At 42.6% G+C, this 15,888-nt stretch carries 14 protein-coding genes; 9 read left to right on the top strand and 5 right to left on the bottom strand.

Going from position 1 to position 15,888, the window contains the following annotated elements:
* The first annotated feature begins 170 nt into the window (after positions 1–170).
* Both ACNAZ4_RS02430 and ACNAZ4_RS02425 read left to right on the top strand, forming a co-directional pair.
* Positions 171–608: a MarR family winged helix-turn-helix transcriptional regulator gene (locus ACNAZ4_RS02430; RefSeq protein WP_415812593.1), complete on the top strand. Its 438-nt coding sequence runs from the start codon at positions 171–173 to the stop codon at positions 606–608.
* A 146-nt stretch (positions 609–754) separates the two neighbouring features.
* Positions 755–2,449: a M3 family oligoendopeptidase gene (locus tag ACNAZ4_RS02425; protein ID WP_415812592.1), complete on the top strand. Its 1,695-nt coding sequence runs from the start codon at positions 755–757 to the stop codon at positions 2,447–2,449.
* Between the two features lie 460 nt (positions 2,450–2,909).
* Here the strand turns inward: ACNAZ4_RS02425 and ACNAZ4_RS02420 are convergent, their stop codons facing one another.
* Together ACNAZ4_RS02420 and ACNAZ4_RS02415 are read right to left on the bottom strand one after the other, a co-directional pair.
* The gene (locus tag ACNAZ4_RS02420) at positions 2,910–5,936 is read right to left on the bottom strand and encodes an efflux RND transporter permease subunit (protein WP_415812591.1); all 3,027 of its coding nucleotides are present in this window, start codon (positions 5,934–5,936) and stop codon (positions 2,910–2,912) included.
* A gap of 128 nt (positions 5,937–6,064) precedes the next feature.
* Positions 6,065–8,215 carry an ATP-dependent Clp protease ATP-binding subunit gene (locus tag ACNAZ4_RS02415; protein ID WP_415812590.1) on the bottom strand — a complete coding sequence of 717 codons (2,151 nt, stop codon included), beginning with the start codon at positions 8,213–8,215 and terminating at the stop codon, positions 6,065–6,067.
* A gap of 290 nt (positions 8,216–8,505) precedes the next feature.
* Here ACNAZ4_RS02415 and ACNAZ4_RS02410 point away from each other — a divergent pair, with 290 nt between their 5' ends.
* The gene (locus ACNAZ4_RS02410) at positions 8,506–9,552 is read left to right on the top strand and encodes a YkvI family membrane protein (RefSeq protein WP_415812589.1); all 1,047 of its coding nucleotides are present in this window, start codon (positions 8,506–8,508) and stop codon (positions 9,550–9,552) included.
* Positions 9,553–9,585: 33 nt separating this feature from the next.
* Here ACNAZ4_RS02410 and ACNAZ4_RS02405 read toward each other — a convergent pair whose 3' ends face one another.
* Positions 9,586–10,245, bottom strand: coding sequence for a flagellar basal body-associated FliL family protein (locus ACNAZ4_RS02405; protein WP_415812588.1), 660 nt, complete (start codon positions 10,243–10,245; stop codon positions 9,586–9,588).
* 154 nt (positions 10,246–10,399) lie between these two features.
* Positions 10,400–11,011 carry a CPBP family intramembrane glutamic endopeptidase gene (locus ACNAZ4_RS02400; protein ID WP_415812587.1) on the bottom strand — a complete coding sequence of 204 codons (612 nt, stop codon included), beginning with the start codon at positions 11,009–11,011 and terminating at the stop codon, positions 10,400–10,402.
* 125 nt (positions 11,012–11,136) lie between these two features.
* Between ACNAZ4_RS02400 and ACNAZ4_RS02395 the strand changes: the two genes are divergently transcribed.
* On the top strand, positions 11,137–11,253 hold the full coding sequence (locus tag ACNAZ4_RS02395) for a DUF6254 family protein (RefSeq protein WP_415812586.1): 117 nt from the start codon (positions 11,137–11,139) through the stop codon (positions 11,251–11,253).
* Positions 11,254–11,352: 99 nt separating this feature from the next.
* Here ACNAZ4_RS02395 and ACNAZ4_RS02390 read toward each other — a convergent pair whose 3' ends face one another.
* Entirely contained in the window at positions 11,353–11,541 is a 189-nt protein-coding gene (locus tag ACNAZ4_RS02390) for a YkvS family protein (protein WP_102262010.1), read from the bottom strand.
* 273 nt (positions 11,542–11,814) lie between these two features.
* On the opposite strand from ACNAZ4_RS02390, the gene ACNAZ4_RS02385 reads away from it, so the two are divergent.
* The 5 genes from ACNAZ4_RS02385 to ACNAZ4_RS02365 all read left to right on the top strand — a co-directional run bounded on the left by ACNAZ4_RS02385 (position 11,815) and on the right by ACNAZ4_RS02365 (position 15,804).
* Complete coding sequence (locus ACNAZ4_RS02385; protein WP_415812585.1) at positions 11,815–12,009, top strand: hypothetical protein; 195 nt, start codon at positions 11,815–11,817, stop codon at positions 12,007–12,009.
* Between the two features lie 89 nt (positions 12,010–12,098).
* The gene (locus ACNAZ4_RS02380; RefSeq protein ID WP_415812584.1) at positions 12,099–12,272 is read left to right on the top strand and encodes a Spo0E family sporulation regulatory protein-aspartic acid phosphatase; all 174 of its coding nucleotides are present in this window, start codon (positions 12,099–12,101) and stop codon (positions 12,270–12,272) included.
* Between the two features lie 130 nt (positions 12,273–12,402).
* Positions 12,403–13,347 (top strand): AAA family ATPase, encoded by a 945-nt coding sequence (locus ACNAZ4_RS02375; RefSeq protein WP_415812583.1) that lies wholly within the window; start codon positions 12,403–12,405, stop codon positions 13,345–13,347.
* Between the two features lie 4 nt (positions 13,348–13,351).
* Complete coding sequence (locus tag ACNAZ4_RS02370; protein WP_415812582.1) at positions 13,352–14,548, top strand: DUF58 domain-containing protein; 1,197 nt, start codon at positions 13,352–13,354, stop codon at positions 14,546–14,548.
* Entirely contained in the window at positions 14,545–15,804 is a 1,260-nt protein-coding gene (locus ACNAZ4_RS02365; RefSeq protein ID WP_415812581.1) for a hypothetical protein, read from the top strand. Before ACNAZ4_RS02370 ends, ACNAZ4_RS02365 begins: the two co-directional genes overlap by 4 nt.
* The last annotated feature ends 84 nt before the right edge of the window (positions 15,805–15,888 follow it).

Below are 15,888 nucleotides of genomic sequence, written 5' to 3'. Positions count from 1 at the left end.
TACAGGTTTTTAAACTTGTTGTAATTGATAATCTATTTTGGTGTTTCGCTCAGATGATGAAATGAAATAGTTTTTCATGATAAAATTAAGGGAATTACTGATAAAAACAACAAATTCAGATATACTCTAGTTATGGATTAGTCGTTAAAGGTAAAGGAATGAAGTGACGCATGAACAATGAGACAGAAAAATCTTTAAAATTATTTATCGTATTGTCCAGAGCATACCGGGCAGTTAACGAAAAAGTGAACAAAGTCATTCAAAAGAATGGACTGAACCCAACCGAGTTCGCCGTCCTCGAGCTTCTATACCATAAAGGGGAGCAGCCATTGCAGCAAATCGGCGGTAAGATCCTGCTGGCAAGCGGCAGTATCACCTATGTAGTCGATAAGCTCGAAGAAAAGGGTTTCTTGAATCGGGTTGCCTGTCCTAAAGATAGAAGGGTGACATACGCCAAAATCTCTGAAGACGGGAAAAAATTGATAGAAGAAATTTTTCCTGAACACAGTGCTTTGATTCACGAATTAATGGACAGCCTGTCAAACGCTGAAAAAGGCACTGCGATTGAGCTGTTAAAAAAACTGGGGCTTTCGGTAAGCAAATATTAAAAAGACGGCTAATGCCGTTTTTTTTGTTATCCTGGCAAAAATATTTAGAAAAGACATGTCATAAAACAGGAAAAAAGGGGCTTTCCGTAGAATAGGATGGAGATGGGGTGGATTTTCACCCTTATATAGATAAAGGGGGCAATACAATGAGATTCGAGGAATATACATATACACGACCGAATTTGGACGAAGTGACTGCCAAATTCGATCAGCTGCTCGAAGAATTCAAGAATGCCGGATCGGTTGAAGATCAAAGTGTGGCAATGGATGGGATCAACGAGTTGCGAAATGATGTTGGAACGATGTTCAATCTTTGCTATATCCGTCATTCGATTGATACGGATGATGAATTCTATAAGCAAGAACAGGATTTTCTTGATGAATTGGCACCAGAGGTAGAAGGTCTTGTGACAAAATATTATGAAGCACTTGTATCATCTCCATACCGTGACGAGCTTGAAGCGAAGTGGGGTAAGCAGCTGTTTGCTCTTGCTGACGCACAATTGAAGCAATTTTCACCTGAGATTGTTCCTTTGATGCAAAAGGAGAACAGGTTGTCCACTCAATATACAAAGCTTGTTGCTTCTGCCAAAATCATGTTCGAGGGCGAAGAAAGGACACTTGCTCAGCTTGATCCATTTACAGAGTCAAAAGACCGTGAAACAAGGAAAAAAGCCAGTGAAGCAAAATTCGCCTTCTTCTCCGAGCATGGCGAAGAATTTGACCGCATTTATGATGAGCTAGTCAAAGTAAGGACGGAAATGGCACATAAGCTTGGCTACAGCAACTTTGTCGAGCTGGCTTACTACCGGATGTTCCGTACCGATTATGACAGCAGCATGGTAGCGGCATTCCGTGATCAGGTCCATAAATACATCGTACCGGTCGCGACCAAGCTGAAGGATCGCCAGAAAAATCGGATCGGCGTCGATGAATTGAAATATTATGATGAGCCATTTGGTTTCAAGACGGGTAATGCTGCACCAAAGGGCAGCCCGGAATGGATCATTGAAAACGGCCAGAAGATGTATGATGAACTTTCCGCTGAAACAGGTGAGTTCTTCAAATATATGAACGACAATAACCTGATGGATCTCGTTGCCAAGAAAGGGAAAGCCGGCGGGGGCTACTGCACTTATATTGAAAACTATAAGTCACCGTTCATATTCTCGAATTTCAATGGAACATCCGGGGACATTGATGTCCTGACACACGAAGCGGGGCATGCCTTCCAGGTTTACTCAAGCCGCCATTTCGAGATTCCCGAATACAATTGGCCAACATATGAAGCATGTGAAATACACTCAATGAGCATGGAATTCTTCACATGGCCATGGATGGATTTATTTTTCAAAGAAGATACCGATAAATACAAATTCTCTCACCTGAGCAGCGGCTTACTGTTCCTGCCATATGGTGTTTCTGTAGACGAATTCCAGCACTGGGTTTACGAAAACCCTGAGGCGACACCTGCAGAGAGAAAACAGCAATGGCGCGAAATCGAGAAAAAATATCAGCCGCATAAAGATTATGATGGCAATGCCTATCTGGAAGAAGGTGGATTCTGGCAGCGTCAGGGCCATATTTATAACTCCCCATTCTACTATATTGATTACACGCTTGCACAAATATGTGCATTCCAATTCTGGAAGCGCTCAAGGGAAAACAAGGAAGAAGCGTGGAAAGATTACGCACGCCTTTGCCAGCTCGGCGGAAGCATGGCATTCACCGATCTTGTGAAGGAAGCGAACCTGATTTCACCGTTTGAAGAAGGCTGTGTCGAGTCAGTGATTGGCGAAATCGACAGCTGGCTGGAATCAGTCGAGGACAGTGAACTGTAAAAAGGAAAATGACGCCTGAGGGCAAGATTATAGACTGCAGCCAAACTTGATGGAAATCCAGTTTGGCTGCAGTTTTTTTTGTTTCTGTCTGCCTGCAATTGCGTTTTCTGGGATAAAAGGGGAGAGGTTATTGGTGCCCACTTTTTGAGGACCAGAAGAAAATAGGTAATCAATAGCCCTAATTGGTGCACACATTTTGAGGATTAGAAGAAAATAGGTCACCATTAGTCCATATTGGAACCCACTTTTGCGGATCAGGAGAAAATAGTTCACCATTAGCCCATGTTGGTGCCCACTTTTAAAGAATCCGACAAAAATAGGTCATCAATAGCCCTCCTGATAAATGAGCGCTAGAGGATTCGTGGCTTTTGGAATACAACATCTCTCGGATGGGGCATAACATGTTTTCCATCATGCTAATTCAATAAGAAAAGCCCGCAACGATATGCGGGCTTCACTTTTACATATTGCGCTCTTTTTTCACCTGTCTGAAAAAGAAGATTTCATAGATCACTGGGATCAGAATCAATGTCAGCAGGGTGGAGGAGGTGAGTCCTCCGATTACGGTTACTGCCAGCCCTTTTGAAATCAGGGTGCCTGATGAGGTAGTCAGTGCCAATGGAATCAATGCCGCGATTGTCGCAAAAGCGGTCATCAGGATTGGGCGGAGCCTTGTGATTCCTGCCTCGATCAACGCTTCACGTACAGGCATTCCTTTTTCAGTTCGGTTCTGGCCAATTCGGTCGACCATGACAATGGCATTGGTCGTAACGATTCCGATCAGCATCAGCAAGCCGATCATCACACTGACTGACATTGGCTCATCGGCAATCCACAATCCCAGCAGGGAACCGATTGGGACGAAGATCAGCGATGACAGGATGATGAACGGGATCCTTGCCTGCCCGAAGGTAATCAGCATCGTCAAGTAGACAAGCCCGATGGCCACAACCATGGCGATGCCCAGTTGAGTGAAGGTTTCAATCGTTTCATCGCTTCCACCGCCGCCTTCAAGGGAGACGCCATCTGGAAGGTCGAGGTCATTGTTGACACCGTCAATGACAGCGGTTGAAACGGCCCTGATGTCATTAGAATCGATCTGGGCAGAAACCCGGGCGAAGATTTTGCCATCCAGTTTCTGAATGGAGGTAAATGCTTCTGTCTCGGTGATCTTGGCGATTTCTGTGATTGGAACTGGTCCTTGCTGGGTGAAAATCATTGTATTCTTTAAATCTTCGATTGTTTCGGACTGCTCATCATAAGTAATCGAAACTTTTCGATCCTCGCCATCGAGCTGCATGGTGCCTGCATCAACGGGTTTTGTTTTATCAGTGATCGTGCCGAGAATCTGAAAGCCGGAGAGACCCAGTTGTGCTGTCTTCTCAGGGTTGATATCAACAAGTACCTGTTTCTGTTTTTCAGAAAAATTGTTAGACACGTATTTTAAGTCGTTCTGTTTGTTCATATAATCTTCGACTTTTGCTGCTGCATCCTGTAAGGCAGAAAGATCAGTAGAATATAAGTCGATATTTACATTGTTATTGGAAGGAGGACCTCCTGTTGACTGTTCCTGAATACCTATCTTTGCATCCGGTTCGATGGATAGGACGGTTTCTTCCATTTCTTTTTCGAGCATTGGAATGAATTCAGACACACTCACGCCTTCTCCAAGACTGATAAAATAGTTCGCCTGATTCTGGCGTTTTAGACCAGTCTGGAAGTCACGGCTTCCGATTCCAACGGTTACATCATTGATTTCTTTTTGTTCAGCGAACATATTCTCGACTTTCAACGAAATTTCATTCGTTTTTTCCAGTGTGGTTGAAGAAGGCAGCTGGAATGTAGCCACAAGCAGCTTTTGCTCTTCGTTCGGTATGAACGTGAAACCAAGTCCTTTGACAAGGAACCCTGAACCCGCAAGCAAAGCAATCGACAGGAAGATCACAAGCGTTTTATGGCTCAGGGACCACCTGATGGAAGAAGCATATGCTCTTTGGATTGCACCTTCTTTTTCTTCCTTTGGCACCCTCTTAAAAGAGAATTTAGCCAGGATCGGTACGATCGTGACGGCAACAATCAATGAAGCGAGCAGTGAAAATACTATCGTCAGTGCGAAAGGCAAGAAGAATTCTCCTGTGATTCCGCCGACAAGGCCGAGCGGCAAGAAAACTACAACGGTTGTAATCGTGGATGAGGTGATGGCCTTCAGGATTTCCTTTGTGGAATCCTGAATCAGATCATCTGTCATGCCCTGATTAGTTTTCCGTACTCTCCGGAAGATATTCTCAATGACGACGATGCTGTCATCGACGACACGTCCTACTGCCACAGCCATTCCGCCTAGGGTCATGATATTCAATGAAATATCAAGCTGGTTCAGGAAAATCGATGAAATCAGTAAGGACAGCGGGATGGAAACAATCGCGATAATCGTCGCCCGGAAATTCCTCAGGAAAATCAATACGGCAACTGAAGCGAACAGGGCCCCGAGCAATCCTTCCTTGACGAGCGTATTGACCGATTTTTCAATTCCTTCAGCAGAATCAAAGCCAATTGCGTATTCGAGGCGATCATCATAACTGTCAATGACAGATAAAACCTTCTCGGCAACCTCAACTGTATTCGCGTCCTGTTTTTTTGTAATAGCCATTGATAATGATTCTTTTTCGTTATAACGGGTAATTTCCGGTTTCTCGGTTACAACATCGATTGTAGCAATCTGACTCAGTTTTACCGGAGGAGCATCTGGTGCGAATTTTGATTTGATGACCAGATTTTCAAGCTCATTGATTTTTTCTATCTTTTCCTGCACCCGTACTGGCACCTGGATTTCGTTTTCATTCAGGTTTCCTGCAGGGAAGCTCAATCTTTTGGAATCGATTGTTTCTTTAATCTCATTCAAACTGAGCGCCAGCTGGGCTGCTTTTTTCTGGTCAACGGTGATCTGAAGGATATCTTCTGTCATGCCGCCAACAGAAACACTATTGATTCCCTGGATTTTATTCAATTCAGGAATGATTTCTTCGTTCACCAGCTGCTCCAGATCTTGATCACCTTTAGCGAACAATGAAATATTGAAGATCGGGAAAGTGCCAAACGAGAACCTGTTTACACTTGTCTGTACATTCTCAGGCAGTCCGGCTTCCTTAATGAAGGTGTTGACCTGCTGTTCAGCATCATCCAGCTGAGCATCAAAAGGGAATTCCAGATTGATGATAGCGATGCTTTCGAATGATGAGCTTTGCATTTTTTTAATGCCATCTATGCCTTTGAATTTTGTTTCTAGCTTCTCGGTTACTTGTTCATTGATATCCTGCGGAGATGCTCCTGGATAGATGACTTCCACAGAAAGCTGAGGAAATTCGATATTTGGCAGCAAGTCAACCTTTAGCCTGGTGAAGGAATATAGACCGCCAAGTATCAGTAAAAATGAAATGATGAATACGGCGAATGCATTTTTAAGACTGAATCTTGTCAAAAACCCCATTAATGATTACCTCTTTTCTATATAAAGCTATGACTCTATTCTATATGTCTTATATGTAGTTTTCATTTTTAAACTGTAAAAAAATAAAAAAAACCCGAAGCAGCTATACTTCGGGCATCAAATCATCATTATTTTTGCTTGATGGTAATCTGGTCATTTTCGATGACTGCTTCCAACTGGTTTGAATCTGGTGCTTCAAGGATGAAATCGGCAATTGAATCCTCCAGCTGTTCCTGGATGGAGCGACGGAGCGGGCGGGCACCGAATGCTGGATGGTATCCAAGTTCAGTAAGCTTTTCCTTCACTTCCAACGTCACTTCCAGGTTGATGTTCTGCTCTGCAAGTGTTCCTTTCAGTTCAGCAAGCATTAAGTCAACGATCTGGAGAAGGTGTTCCTTCTCGAGAGACTTGAATTCTATGATACTGTCGAAGCGGTTCAGGAATTCCGGCTTGAAGAATCCGCCAAGTGACTCGAGAATGCTTGATTCATTGACAGCATTACTTTGGTCAAAACCCACCTTGATGGTTTTATGGCCAACACCTGCGTTGCTTGTCATGATGATGACGGTATCTTTAAAGCTTACAGTCCGACCTTGGCTGTCAGTCAGACGCCCATCTTCGAGAATTTGCAAGAACATATGCTGTACATCAGGATGAGCTTTTTCGATTTCGTCCAGTAAAATGATGCTGTAGGGATTGCGTCGGACTTTTTCAGTCAACTGGCCAGCTTCGTCGTGGCCTACATACCCTGGAGGAGAACCAATCAGCTTCGATACGCTGTGCTTTTCCATATACTCACTCATGTCAAGACGGACCATTGCATCCTTTGAACCAAATAATTCCTCTGCCAAAGTCTTAGTCAGCTCCGTCTTACCGACACCAGTTGGGCCGACGAACAGGAATGAACCAATCGGACGGTTCTTTGATTTCAAACCTGCACGGCTGCGGCGGATTGCCTTGGCCACCTTTTTTACGGCGTCTTCTTGCCCGATGACCTTGCTGTTGAGGTTCGATGTTAGATTCTTCATTTTTTCCTGCTCATCTTCTTGAAGCTTGCCGACTGGAATGCCGGTCTTCTGCTCAATGATTTCCTGGATATGCTGGATGGTGACGATAGGGCGTTCAATATTGCTGTCATCATTGATCGCTTTTTCCAGCTTGATTTCTTCATCACGGAGCTTCGCGGCAGTTTCATAGTCTTCCTGCTTCAAGGCTTCTTCTTTTTCCCTTGCAATGGCAGCAAGGCGGTTCTCTGCATCATTTTTGTCTGTGTAGTCTGAGACAAGGTTCAGCCTGGAGCCTGCTTCATCCATTAAATCAATGGCTTTATCAGGAAGAAAACGGTCCTGGATGTAGCGATGAGAAAGCTGAACACAAGCATTTATTGCAACCTCATCAAAGTTAACCTGATGGAAGTCCTCATACTTGGATTGGATTCCTTTCAGGATCAGAATTGCTTCGTCCACTGTCGGTTCTAAAACATGGACCGGCTGGAAACGTCTTTCAAGCGCAGCATCTTTTTCGATTTGCCGGTATTCCTTCAGGGTTGTCGCACCGACTACCTGGAGTTCGCCGCGAGCAAGTGCGGGCTTAAGGATATTGCCTGCATCCATTGAGCCTTCTGCCGAGCCTGCACCAACAAGCTGGTGGATTTCATCGATGAATAGGATGATATTTTTTCGCGCTTGAAGTTCAGAAATCAATTGTTTCATCCGTTCTTCAAATTGGCCGCGGATTCCTGTGTTCGATACCATTGACGCGACATCAAGAAGATAGACTTCCTTATGCTTCAATTTCTCCGGTACAGAACCTTCAACAATCTTCAAGGCAAGTCCTTCGGCGATCGCTGTTTTACCAACACCTGGCTCACCGATCAATACTGGATTGTTTTTATTTCTTCTATTTAGAATTTCGATGACACGCTTCACTTCTTCGTCACGGCCAATTACCGGATCAATCAACCCTGTTTTGGCGATGTGAGTCAGGTTTTTGCCGTATTGGTCAATAAAGCCGTTCCCGCCCCCAGTTGACTTAGGTGCAGCAGCTTTGGAATTGTTAGGATCAGGGTTCATATTTCCAGGGACTTGTTTGAACATATCATTAAATGGCGAGCCCCCTAAGCCGTTAAATCCGGATATAGGGCTGCCGAATGAAGAACCTAATTTTTCTTTCTCTTTTATATAGCAGTCTTCACAGAGCATTAAATGCTTCTGGTTACCATTTAAGCTTACTTTCAATTGGATATTCGCATGTTTTTCCTGGCAATTTTGGCAAAGCATTTAAATTCCTCCTTCAAATTTATAAACATTTAACTTTGACCTAAGCAGTATTTGACTTTGACTAACTTTGATCAATATACCTTAATTATACTTTGACCTATTTTGACTTTCAAGTTGTTTGCCCATGGGAATTTATGGTAATTAAAAAAACTTCAGTTATACTCTCAACCTTGGAAAGGCCGGTTTTACTTTTTGAGGTGAAAGCAACTGCGTTCCTAAAGGAGCTTAATAAAAAGCTCGTCATGGTTTGTCTTTCCTTACATATATTGAAAAAGAGGGAGGGGAACGCTTTGAAAACAAATTGGGGTGCGGCCTTTCAAATTGCCGCCGTTTATGTCGGCACTGTGGTAGGAGCCGGCTTTGCGACCGGAAGGGAAATCGTTGAATTCTTCTCGCGATTTGGCTTGTTTGGGTTAATTGGAGTATTCATGGCTGGATACATTCTTACATATATGGGTGCAAAACTAATGCGGATTGCTGCGGCCATTGGAGCCAGTTCTTATGAAGAAATGAACGTCCATTTATTCGGCAGTTTTTTTGGAAGGATCATCAATATAATGATGCTATTCATGCTGCTTGGTGTATGCGCTGTTATGCTTTCAGGTGCAGGAGCAGTTTTTGAGGAGCAGCTCGGATTGACCAAATCACTAGGCATCTTCATTACCATTGCATTGTCGCTAGCTGTCATGGTAGTCGGATTGAAGGGCGTTTTTGCCGTAAATACATTTGTTGTGCCAATGATGATTCTCTTCAGCCTTATTCTTTTCTTCCTGTCCGTCAGATTACCAGGTTTCATCAATCAGATTGTGTTCATTCCATTTGCCGAGGACGGCTGGAAGGCAGTTATTGGCCCGTTTTCCTATACTGCCCTGAACCTGTCTCTCGCCCAGGCAGTGCTGGTGCCTGTAGCGGCAGAGATGAAGGATGATAATACAGTGAAGTGGGGAGGTATCCTTGGAGGGATTGCACTGACGTTGATCTTGCTTTCAAGTCACCTGACTTTGATCATGCTCCCGGGATTCGATACATTCGAGATTCCTATGGCAGTGGTCATGAAGCAGCTGGCAGCCGGGCTTTACTGGATATTTGTCTTAATTGTATACGGTGAGATCTTCACCTCCGTGATCGGCAATATTTATGGTCTGGAAAGGCAAATCAAAAAACATATCAAACTGCCAAGCATGCTCATCGTCTCTTTTCTATTCCTGATCTGTTATTTCATCAGCTTGATTGATTATGGAACACTACTTTCATTCCTGTATCCCGTTTTTGGCTATATCAGTTTAGTTTTCATCATTCTGCTATGGATGAAGCCAGTCAATCCGAAAAAGCGATAAAAAAAGAAGGGGTGATGCCCCTTCTTTTTTTGATCATTTTTCTTCCTTCATAATTGTCTTTGCCATCTGGATGAAAGCATCACGGTGGTCAGCGCCTTCTTTGGTGAAAAGAGTAAGTTTCAAAGGCTGTTCTTCATTTTTAATGAGGAAAGTGGTGACAATGTCACCTTCGTTTTTTGTTTCCATTCCCCAGGCATTGGTGAAAAATGGATCCTCAGGAGTTTCAGTTTCTTCTACCTCATCACCGACTGCAGCCAGCTGAGCCTTTGCATTTTCTTCAACCATTGGCCATTCTGCATCTGCCGGAAGCAATTCAATCCTCATAAAGATACTGTCATCCTCAGTCAACATCAGGACATCCTTGTTTGGTTCTTCAGCTGTCAATTCATAATCAGGCAAAACATACATTGAATAATTTTGGTTATCATTATACTTCAGAAAACCGGTTTGCTGTTGCTGTTCTCCGTTCAATGTATATTCAAGGTTCTGTTCCATGATCCGGATCAGGCCCGCATCCTTGTTCTTTTCCTTTTCTGCCGCTTGCTGATCTTGGTTCGATGTAGCTGGGGCGGATGCCTGCTGTGATTCAGGTGCCTGCTTTTCTGCTTTTTCTGACTGTTCACCTGAGCCGCAACCAGTGATGAATAATGCTGATAAGCCAATGAGTGCGATTGGTTTTACTAATTTTTTCATGTCAAATTACCCCCTGTCATTTCATTTGCTGCATTCTACAATTTTAGACGAAATAATAGAACGAATGTTACAATCCCTTAAAAAAATAACACGGACAAGGCTTTCCAGACAATAATGAAAATGACCCACGAGCCAACGTGGGTCATTTTCAATGCTACCCTAAAGGCAGGAAAACAAATAATAATAAATCAAAGACAATATGGGATACAATCACGAGCGGCAGGCTTCGTTTCCAGGCATATAAGAGACTCCATGCCAGGCCGGCGATCACTGCAGCTAAAATCAGGATGAGCTGTCCGGAATAAAAATGGACTGAAGCATATAAAAGCACAGATAAACCAATTGTCATTTTCATTCCAAAGTTTTGGCCCAGGCGTTTTTGGATAAATCCACGCCAGAAAATTTCCTCACCCGGGGCGATAATCAAAACAAGGACGATATAATGCCAGAATAATTCAGGAGAAAACCTGCTGTACAGGCGCGTAATTTGACCTGAAAAAGGCAGGTTGAGCAATTCGATGAATAAGCTTCCGAACCAGAAAAGGCCAAACAAACCTGCACCTGAAACAATACCTATCGTTAAATAAGAAAGTGTGGACGCTTTGTCCTCAATTTCCTCATGAATGATTGAAAAGCTGATAAGAATAAGCATTGAAGCTGTGAATATATACCAGAATACATTTTTATCCTCGAAGGTAAAAAACATAAGAAGATGTGCGATCAAAATGCCCAAAATCAGTCTGGGATCCGCCATCCATTTCTTCATTCTCGATAAACCCCTTTCCAGAAACAAAATTTATTGTACCAAATAATTCATGAAAGTTGTAAGGAAATGATTTCTACAAGATGGGGAATGTTAAGACAGAACGAAAAACGATGGGAGGGAAAATCATGTCTCAATCCAAACACGAGAAAGAGCGTAATTGGACAGTCCGTAAACAGGACCAGCATCCACATGGGAAAGTCAAGTCCTTCAAGGAATTGGCTGGCAAGGAAACAAAAGAATAGGTCATTTGTGCACATCTGAAAAAGGCAGGATGTTAAAAGAATGTATAACAAAGAAGAAAAAGCAGCCAAGGCTGCTTTTAACTTCCTGCGTTAGATATATTAATAGGCTGTTTCTTTTACAATTTTATAGTTTTTATGGTTGATTACCGTGCGCTGGTCTAATTCCAGATCCCTGAAATTGTTCATATAAGTCAAATCAACAATGACAGAATTCTCATTGACCTTTTCTACAACACCCTGTAATCCTTCTTTGAATTCGATTACATTTCCAACATCGGCTTTCTTCAAATAACCTCGCTCCTTCGTTATATTTCGAATTACTAACATTTTGCCTTAAATATCTTGAAGCGTAAAGGAAAAATTTTAAATGTTCACGAAATTTTCATATCTAAAAGTTAGAAAATTCAATTTATAATGTTCATTATATATAAAAATAACAATTCCATCCAGAGAAAAATTTGATTATTATTATTCAAATCGACAACTGACCTGTAGGAATTTGCAAATTCAACAATAGGAGATAAAATGGTTTTAGCTTAAACCTGATAAGGGGTGTTTAATATGGACAAGGAACAAGCTGAAAGGATGCTTGAAAGTTTGCAAAATAGAGAGGTTGAAGAAATCTTTGTTGCAAAGCAGGATTTTATGATTTTCCGGGAAGTGATTGTGAAAAGGAAAGATTTTAAACAATTCAGGGGTATTGCCCAAAGAGGCGGGGATGTCATTTATCAATATATGGATGAACCAAGAAGCTGACCCGATTTCAATGTTAATGAGTAAAATGCACTATACCTATTAGTGGAATAGTAGTAAAATATTAACATAGACTGATGAGGTGATCGCAGATGGAGACTATATGCCGCAAGAAAATAAAGGAAGACATCGAACAAAAACGCAGAGAAATGATATCCTCGGCAAAAGAAACAGGTTTTCTCAGCGTACAGACCATATCAGTCAGCCAGGAACTTGATCGCCTGTTAAATATTTTTCAGGAAAAAGTTCAGGCTTTGCCAAAATGAATGTTATAGGACACTTAAATCAGTGTCCTTTTTGCATATTGAATTACTTGAAAATTCACATATTTACCTGCTGATGATAAACTTCTCATAGGCTTATAAGAGAGATAAAACTATTATAGGGGGATTTGGGATGGAGTTGAGAGACAAGCTTGAACAGCTTAAGGAGGAAGTGAGTAAGATTGTAATAGGACGTGACCGGGAAGTGGAGATGATGTTGATTTCCCTACTGAATGACGGCCATATCCTTATGGAGAGTGTTCCGGGGACTGGAAAAACGCTTCTTGCGAAAACATTCGCAAACGTTATAGCCGGAAAGTTTTCCAGGGTACAATTTACACCGGATGTATTGCCAAGTGACATAACGGGCATCCAATTCTACAATCCGAAGCTTCAGGAGTTTGAATTAAAACCAGGCCCTGTGCTCACCAATATCCTGCTTGCCGATGAAATTAACCGTGCAACACCAAGGACTCAGTCCAGTCTGCTGGAAGCAATGGAGGAACATCAGGTCACAATTGATGGGCATACAATTCCGTTGAAAACTCCTTTCCTGGTAATAGCAACACAAAATCCGGTGGAGTCACAGCAAGGTACGTTCCAGCTGCCTGTTGCCCAGATGGACCGGTTCTTCATCAAACTTTCTCTTGGGTATCCAGATGCGAAAGAAGAAAGGGAAATGATCAAGAAGCACAGGTTCGGCACGGCAGCTGCAGAGATTAATGCTGTTTTAAAAGAGGAAGATTTCCGCTATCTTAAGCAGCAAATGAAGAATGTCAAATTGACCGATGTGGTTGAAGAGTATTTGGTGAAAATCACAAGGGAAACAAGGAATCATGGTTCAATTGAATTAGGAATCAGTCCGCGTGGAACGCTTGCTTTAGTAAAAGCTGCTCAAGGCAGGGCACTCGTACAGGGACGAAACTATGTGCTGCCGAATGATGTGAAGGACATGGCTCCATTTGTCCTGGCTCACAGAATCTATCTGTCTGCCGAGGCATCCCTGACGATGACACCGGAAAAAGTGGTAGAGGATTTGCTGGAATCAATCCCGCTTCCGGTTGAAGCTGAGGTTTAAAGCCATGCAATGGAAAAAAACTGTTATCGAGGATCGCTTTTTATCCATTCTGGTTTTCCTCGGCATTTTATTGATGGTCGCAAGCTTTTACATGAATTCATGGCTGATTTTCGGTGCAGGCCTTCTGATCCTCTTTTTGGCAATCGCCAACTCCTATTATTTAAAACATATAGGAGAAGGGCTGTACTTTGAAAACAATCGGAATCGCAACCGGTTTTTCATTGGAGACAGCGGGGAGTGGGACCTTCAGTTTTTCAATCAGGGCCTGCCAATCATGAAAGGGAATCTCTCGATCTATTTTGACAGTCCAGTTGTCCCAGCTTCAGCTGAATATCATATCCATCAATCAAGAGTAGATGTCAGCCTGCCATTTTCGATCGGACAAAAAGAGAAAATCAATATTCATATTCCTTTTCGTGCTGAAAAGCGAGGTCTATCGAAAATCAGGAAACTTGAGCTGCATATCCCGCATTTTTTCGGCTTCGGAGACACGATACTGGAGTTTACTGATGTGATCAATATGGAGACTCTTGTCTATCCGCAGCGGATAGCGGTTAATAATATTGATCGCCATAAATCTGTCAGGCCAGGAAGCAGTCCATCGATTTTCTCTGTTTTTGAGGATAATATGGGGCCGATCGGGACAAGGGATTATTTGCCGACAGACAGCTTTAACAGGATTAACTGGAAAGCAAGCGCGAGGCGAATGACCTTGCAGACAAAGGAATTTGAAAGAATCAATGAGGCAGGAGCTGTTATGTTGATCAATGTCACTGATGGATATTCGGTAACCAGTAAGCTTGAATTTTTAATGAGCAGTATAGCAGAGATGGGTTACTTTTTTCATCGCAACAACATCCCCTTCTCCCTTTGCATGAACATCAGGTCTGCTGGATCGACACCTTTTACCTATCTTCCATTAGGAACTGGAAAGGATCATCTCCAAAAGCTTCTGGATTTACTGGCGATTGCTGATTTTCATTCACCTACGATTCCTTATGAACAAATGCTGTTCTTCTATAAAAGGCATATGCCGGCGGCACCATTCATGGTTCATGCCGGAATTCACACACACCGGACAGATGGATATATGCAGGAGTGGTCAAGGGAAGGGGTGCAGCTTTTCGAATTGCGAGAGCATGATGAAGGCGGATACCTTGAGCCGCTAAAACCCAATTTAAAGGATGTGGCAGGCAAATGAATTTCCGTGTCTTGCATGTCTTTTTTCGCTTTTATATCGAATGGACCTTTGCGGGCCTGATTTTTGTAATCATGCATTTGCTATCCTCACAGCAGATCCCATTGGCTGCAGCGATGGGAATTAGCGCAACAGGCTCTTTGATTTTTGCGACCCTGTTGGACCAAAAACCGAATATAGCAAGGCCTATATATGTGCTGGTCATCTTACCGTTGATTCTGGTGCTTGGCAATGCAAGCGGCCTGTCTCTTTTTTACACAGGAGTCATCGCTGTACTGGTCTTTTGGAGAACCTTGAAATTCCACGAGGATTCCACAAGTCATTCTGAAAGTGTTTGGCTTGTCGTCACATTCCTCGTAGGTTTATTCGTTTCACCCCTTGGTTATTATTATGGCGGAAGCTATTTAACTCAGATCGCTTTTCTCTTGATCTTTCAGTTGCTGTTTGTCTTATCGGGACAATTTTTGCTGAAGTGGATGGATATTGAAACGGCTTCAAAAAGACTGTTCGCAGTCACTTTTTCCAGACTTCTTGGTGGAATCTTGCTTCTGGTTGCGATGTTGGCCTTTGGCAGGAATCTTCTAAAGGAAGTATTCTTTTTTGTCCTGCAGGCAATCGGATGGATTCTTTCCTTCTTGTTATATCCACTTTTCTCCTGGATTGCCTCACCTGCTTTACAGGAAAGGGCAAGTAAAGTCCTTTCAAACAGAAAGCCGCCTGTTGAAGACGATCCTACTTTCGAAAATGCCAAGCTTGGCTTTGATCCGAATTTCTGGGGACCCATCCTATTTGCGGTGGCAGTCATAATCGCTTTTTATTTTATTTATAAAAAGTCGAGCTTATTTAAGAAAGAAAACGGAACAGGTCAAATTCAGGTGGGTTATGTCACCACAGCCTCCTTGGATGATTCTTCACTGAACAACCTGCTATCAAGAAAACGGACTTCCGTGCCGGCCAATCAAATAAGGAGAGAGATCTTTCAACTGGAAAAATTCGCTCACAAAAGAGAGTTGGGCAGACTCAACCATGAAGCAATCAGCGAGTGGTTCGACAGGATCGGCATTCACTGTGATCACAGGACCATCCAGGCATATGAAAAAATCAGATATGGTGATGACAGGGAGGAACATATTGAAGCCTGGTTCAAAGAGGAAATCAAGAGCATCAAAAAACAGTTCATTGCACTTGAAAAACTTTACAAAGAAGAAAATAAAACAGGACTGAAAGGTACCTTAAGAAATGTTTTAAAACGAAATTAAAATCTTTTGTCACAATTTCGTTAAAATGAAAACGTTTTACTAAAAAAAATGCGTAAAACCTTTAAAAATCAAGGTTTTTTCATT

The sequence above is a fragment of the Mesobacillus thioparans genome, from assembly GCF_965138835.1.
GTDB lineage: Bacteria > Bacillota > Bacilli > Bacillales > Cytobacillaceae > Mesobacillus > Mesobacillus thioparans.
Note: the sequence above shows the minus strand (reverse complement) of the source record. Positions and strands in the feature narration are given on the sequence as shown.

Bases quoted from the DNA above. Each gene is read 5' to 3' on its own strand.
- ACNAZ4_RS02430 (WP_415812593.1), top strand. From the start codon at position 171: ATGAACAATGAGACAGAAAAATCTTTAAAATTATTTATCGTATTGTCC.
- ACNAZ4_RS02425 (WP_415812592.1), top strand. From the start codon at position 755: ATGAGATTCGAGGAATATACATATACACGACCGAATTTGGACGAAGTG.
- ACNAZ4_RS02420 (WP_415812591.1), bottom strand. From the start codon at position 5,936: ATGGGGTTTTTGACAAGATTCAGTCTTAAAAATGCATTCGCCGTATTC.
- ACNAZ4_RS02415 (WP_415812590.1), bottom strand. From the start codon at position 8,215: ATGCTTTGCCAAAATTGCCAGGAAAAACATGCGAATATCCAATTGAAA.
- ACNAZ4_RS02405 (WP_415812588.1), bottom strand. From the start codon at position 10,245: ATGAAAAAATTAGTAAAACCAATCGCACTCATTGGCTTATCAGCATTA.
- ACNAZ4_RS02400 (WP_415812587.1), bottom strand. From the start codon at position 11,011: ATGAAGAAATGGATGGCGGATCCCAGACTGATTTTGGGCATTTTGATC.
- ACNAZ4_RS02395 (WP_415812586.1), top strand. From the start codon at position 11,137: ATGTCTCAATCCAAACACGAGAAAGAGCGTAATTGGACAGTCCGTAAA.
- ACNAZ4_RS02385 (WP_415812585.1), top strand. From the start codon at position 11,815: ATGGACAAGGAACAAGCTGAAAGGATGCTTGAAAGTTTGCAAAATAGA.
- ACNAZ4_RS02380 (WP_415812584.1), top strand. From the start codon at position 12,099: ATGGAGACTATATGCCGCAAGAAAATAAAGGAAGACATCGAACAAAAA.
- ACNAZ4_RS02375 (WP_415812583.1), top strand. From the start codon at position 12,403: ATGGAGTTGAGAGACAAGCTTGAACAGCTTAAGGAGGAAGTGAGTAAG.
- ACNAZ4_RS02370 (WP_415812582.1), top strand. From the start codon at position 13,352: ATGCAATGGAAAAAAACTGTTATCGAGGATCGCTTTTTATCCATTCTG.
- ACNAZ4_RS02365 (WP_415812581.1), top strand. From the start codon at position 14,545: ATGAATTTCCGTGTCTTGCATGTCTTTTTTCGCTTTTATATCGAATGG.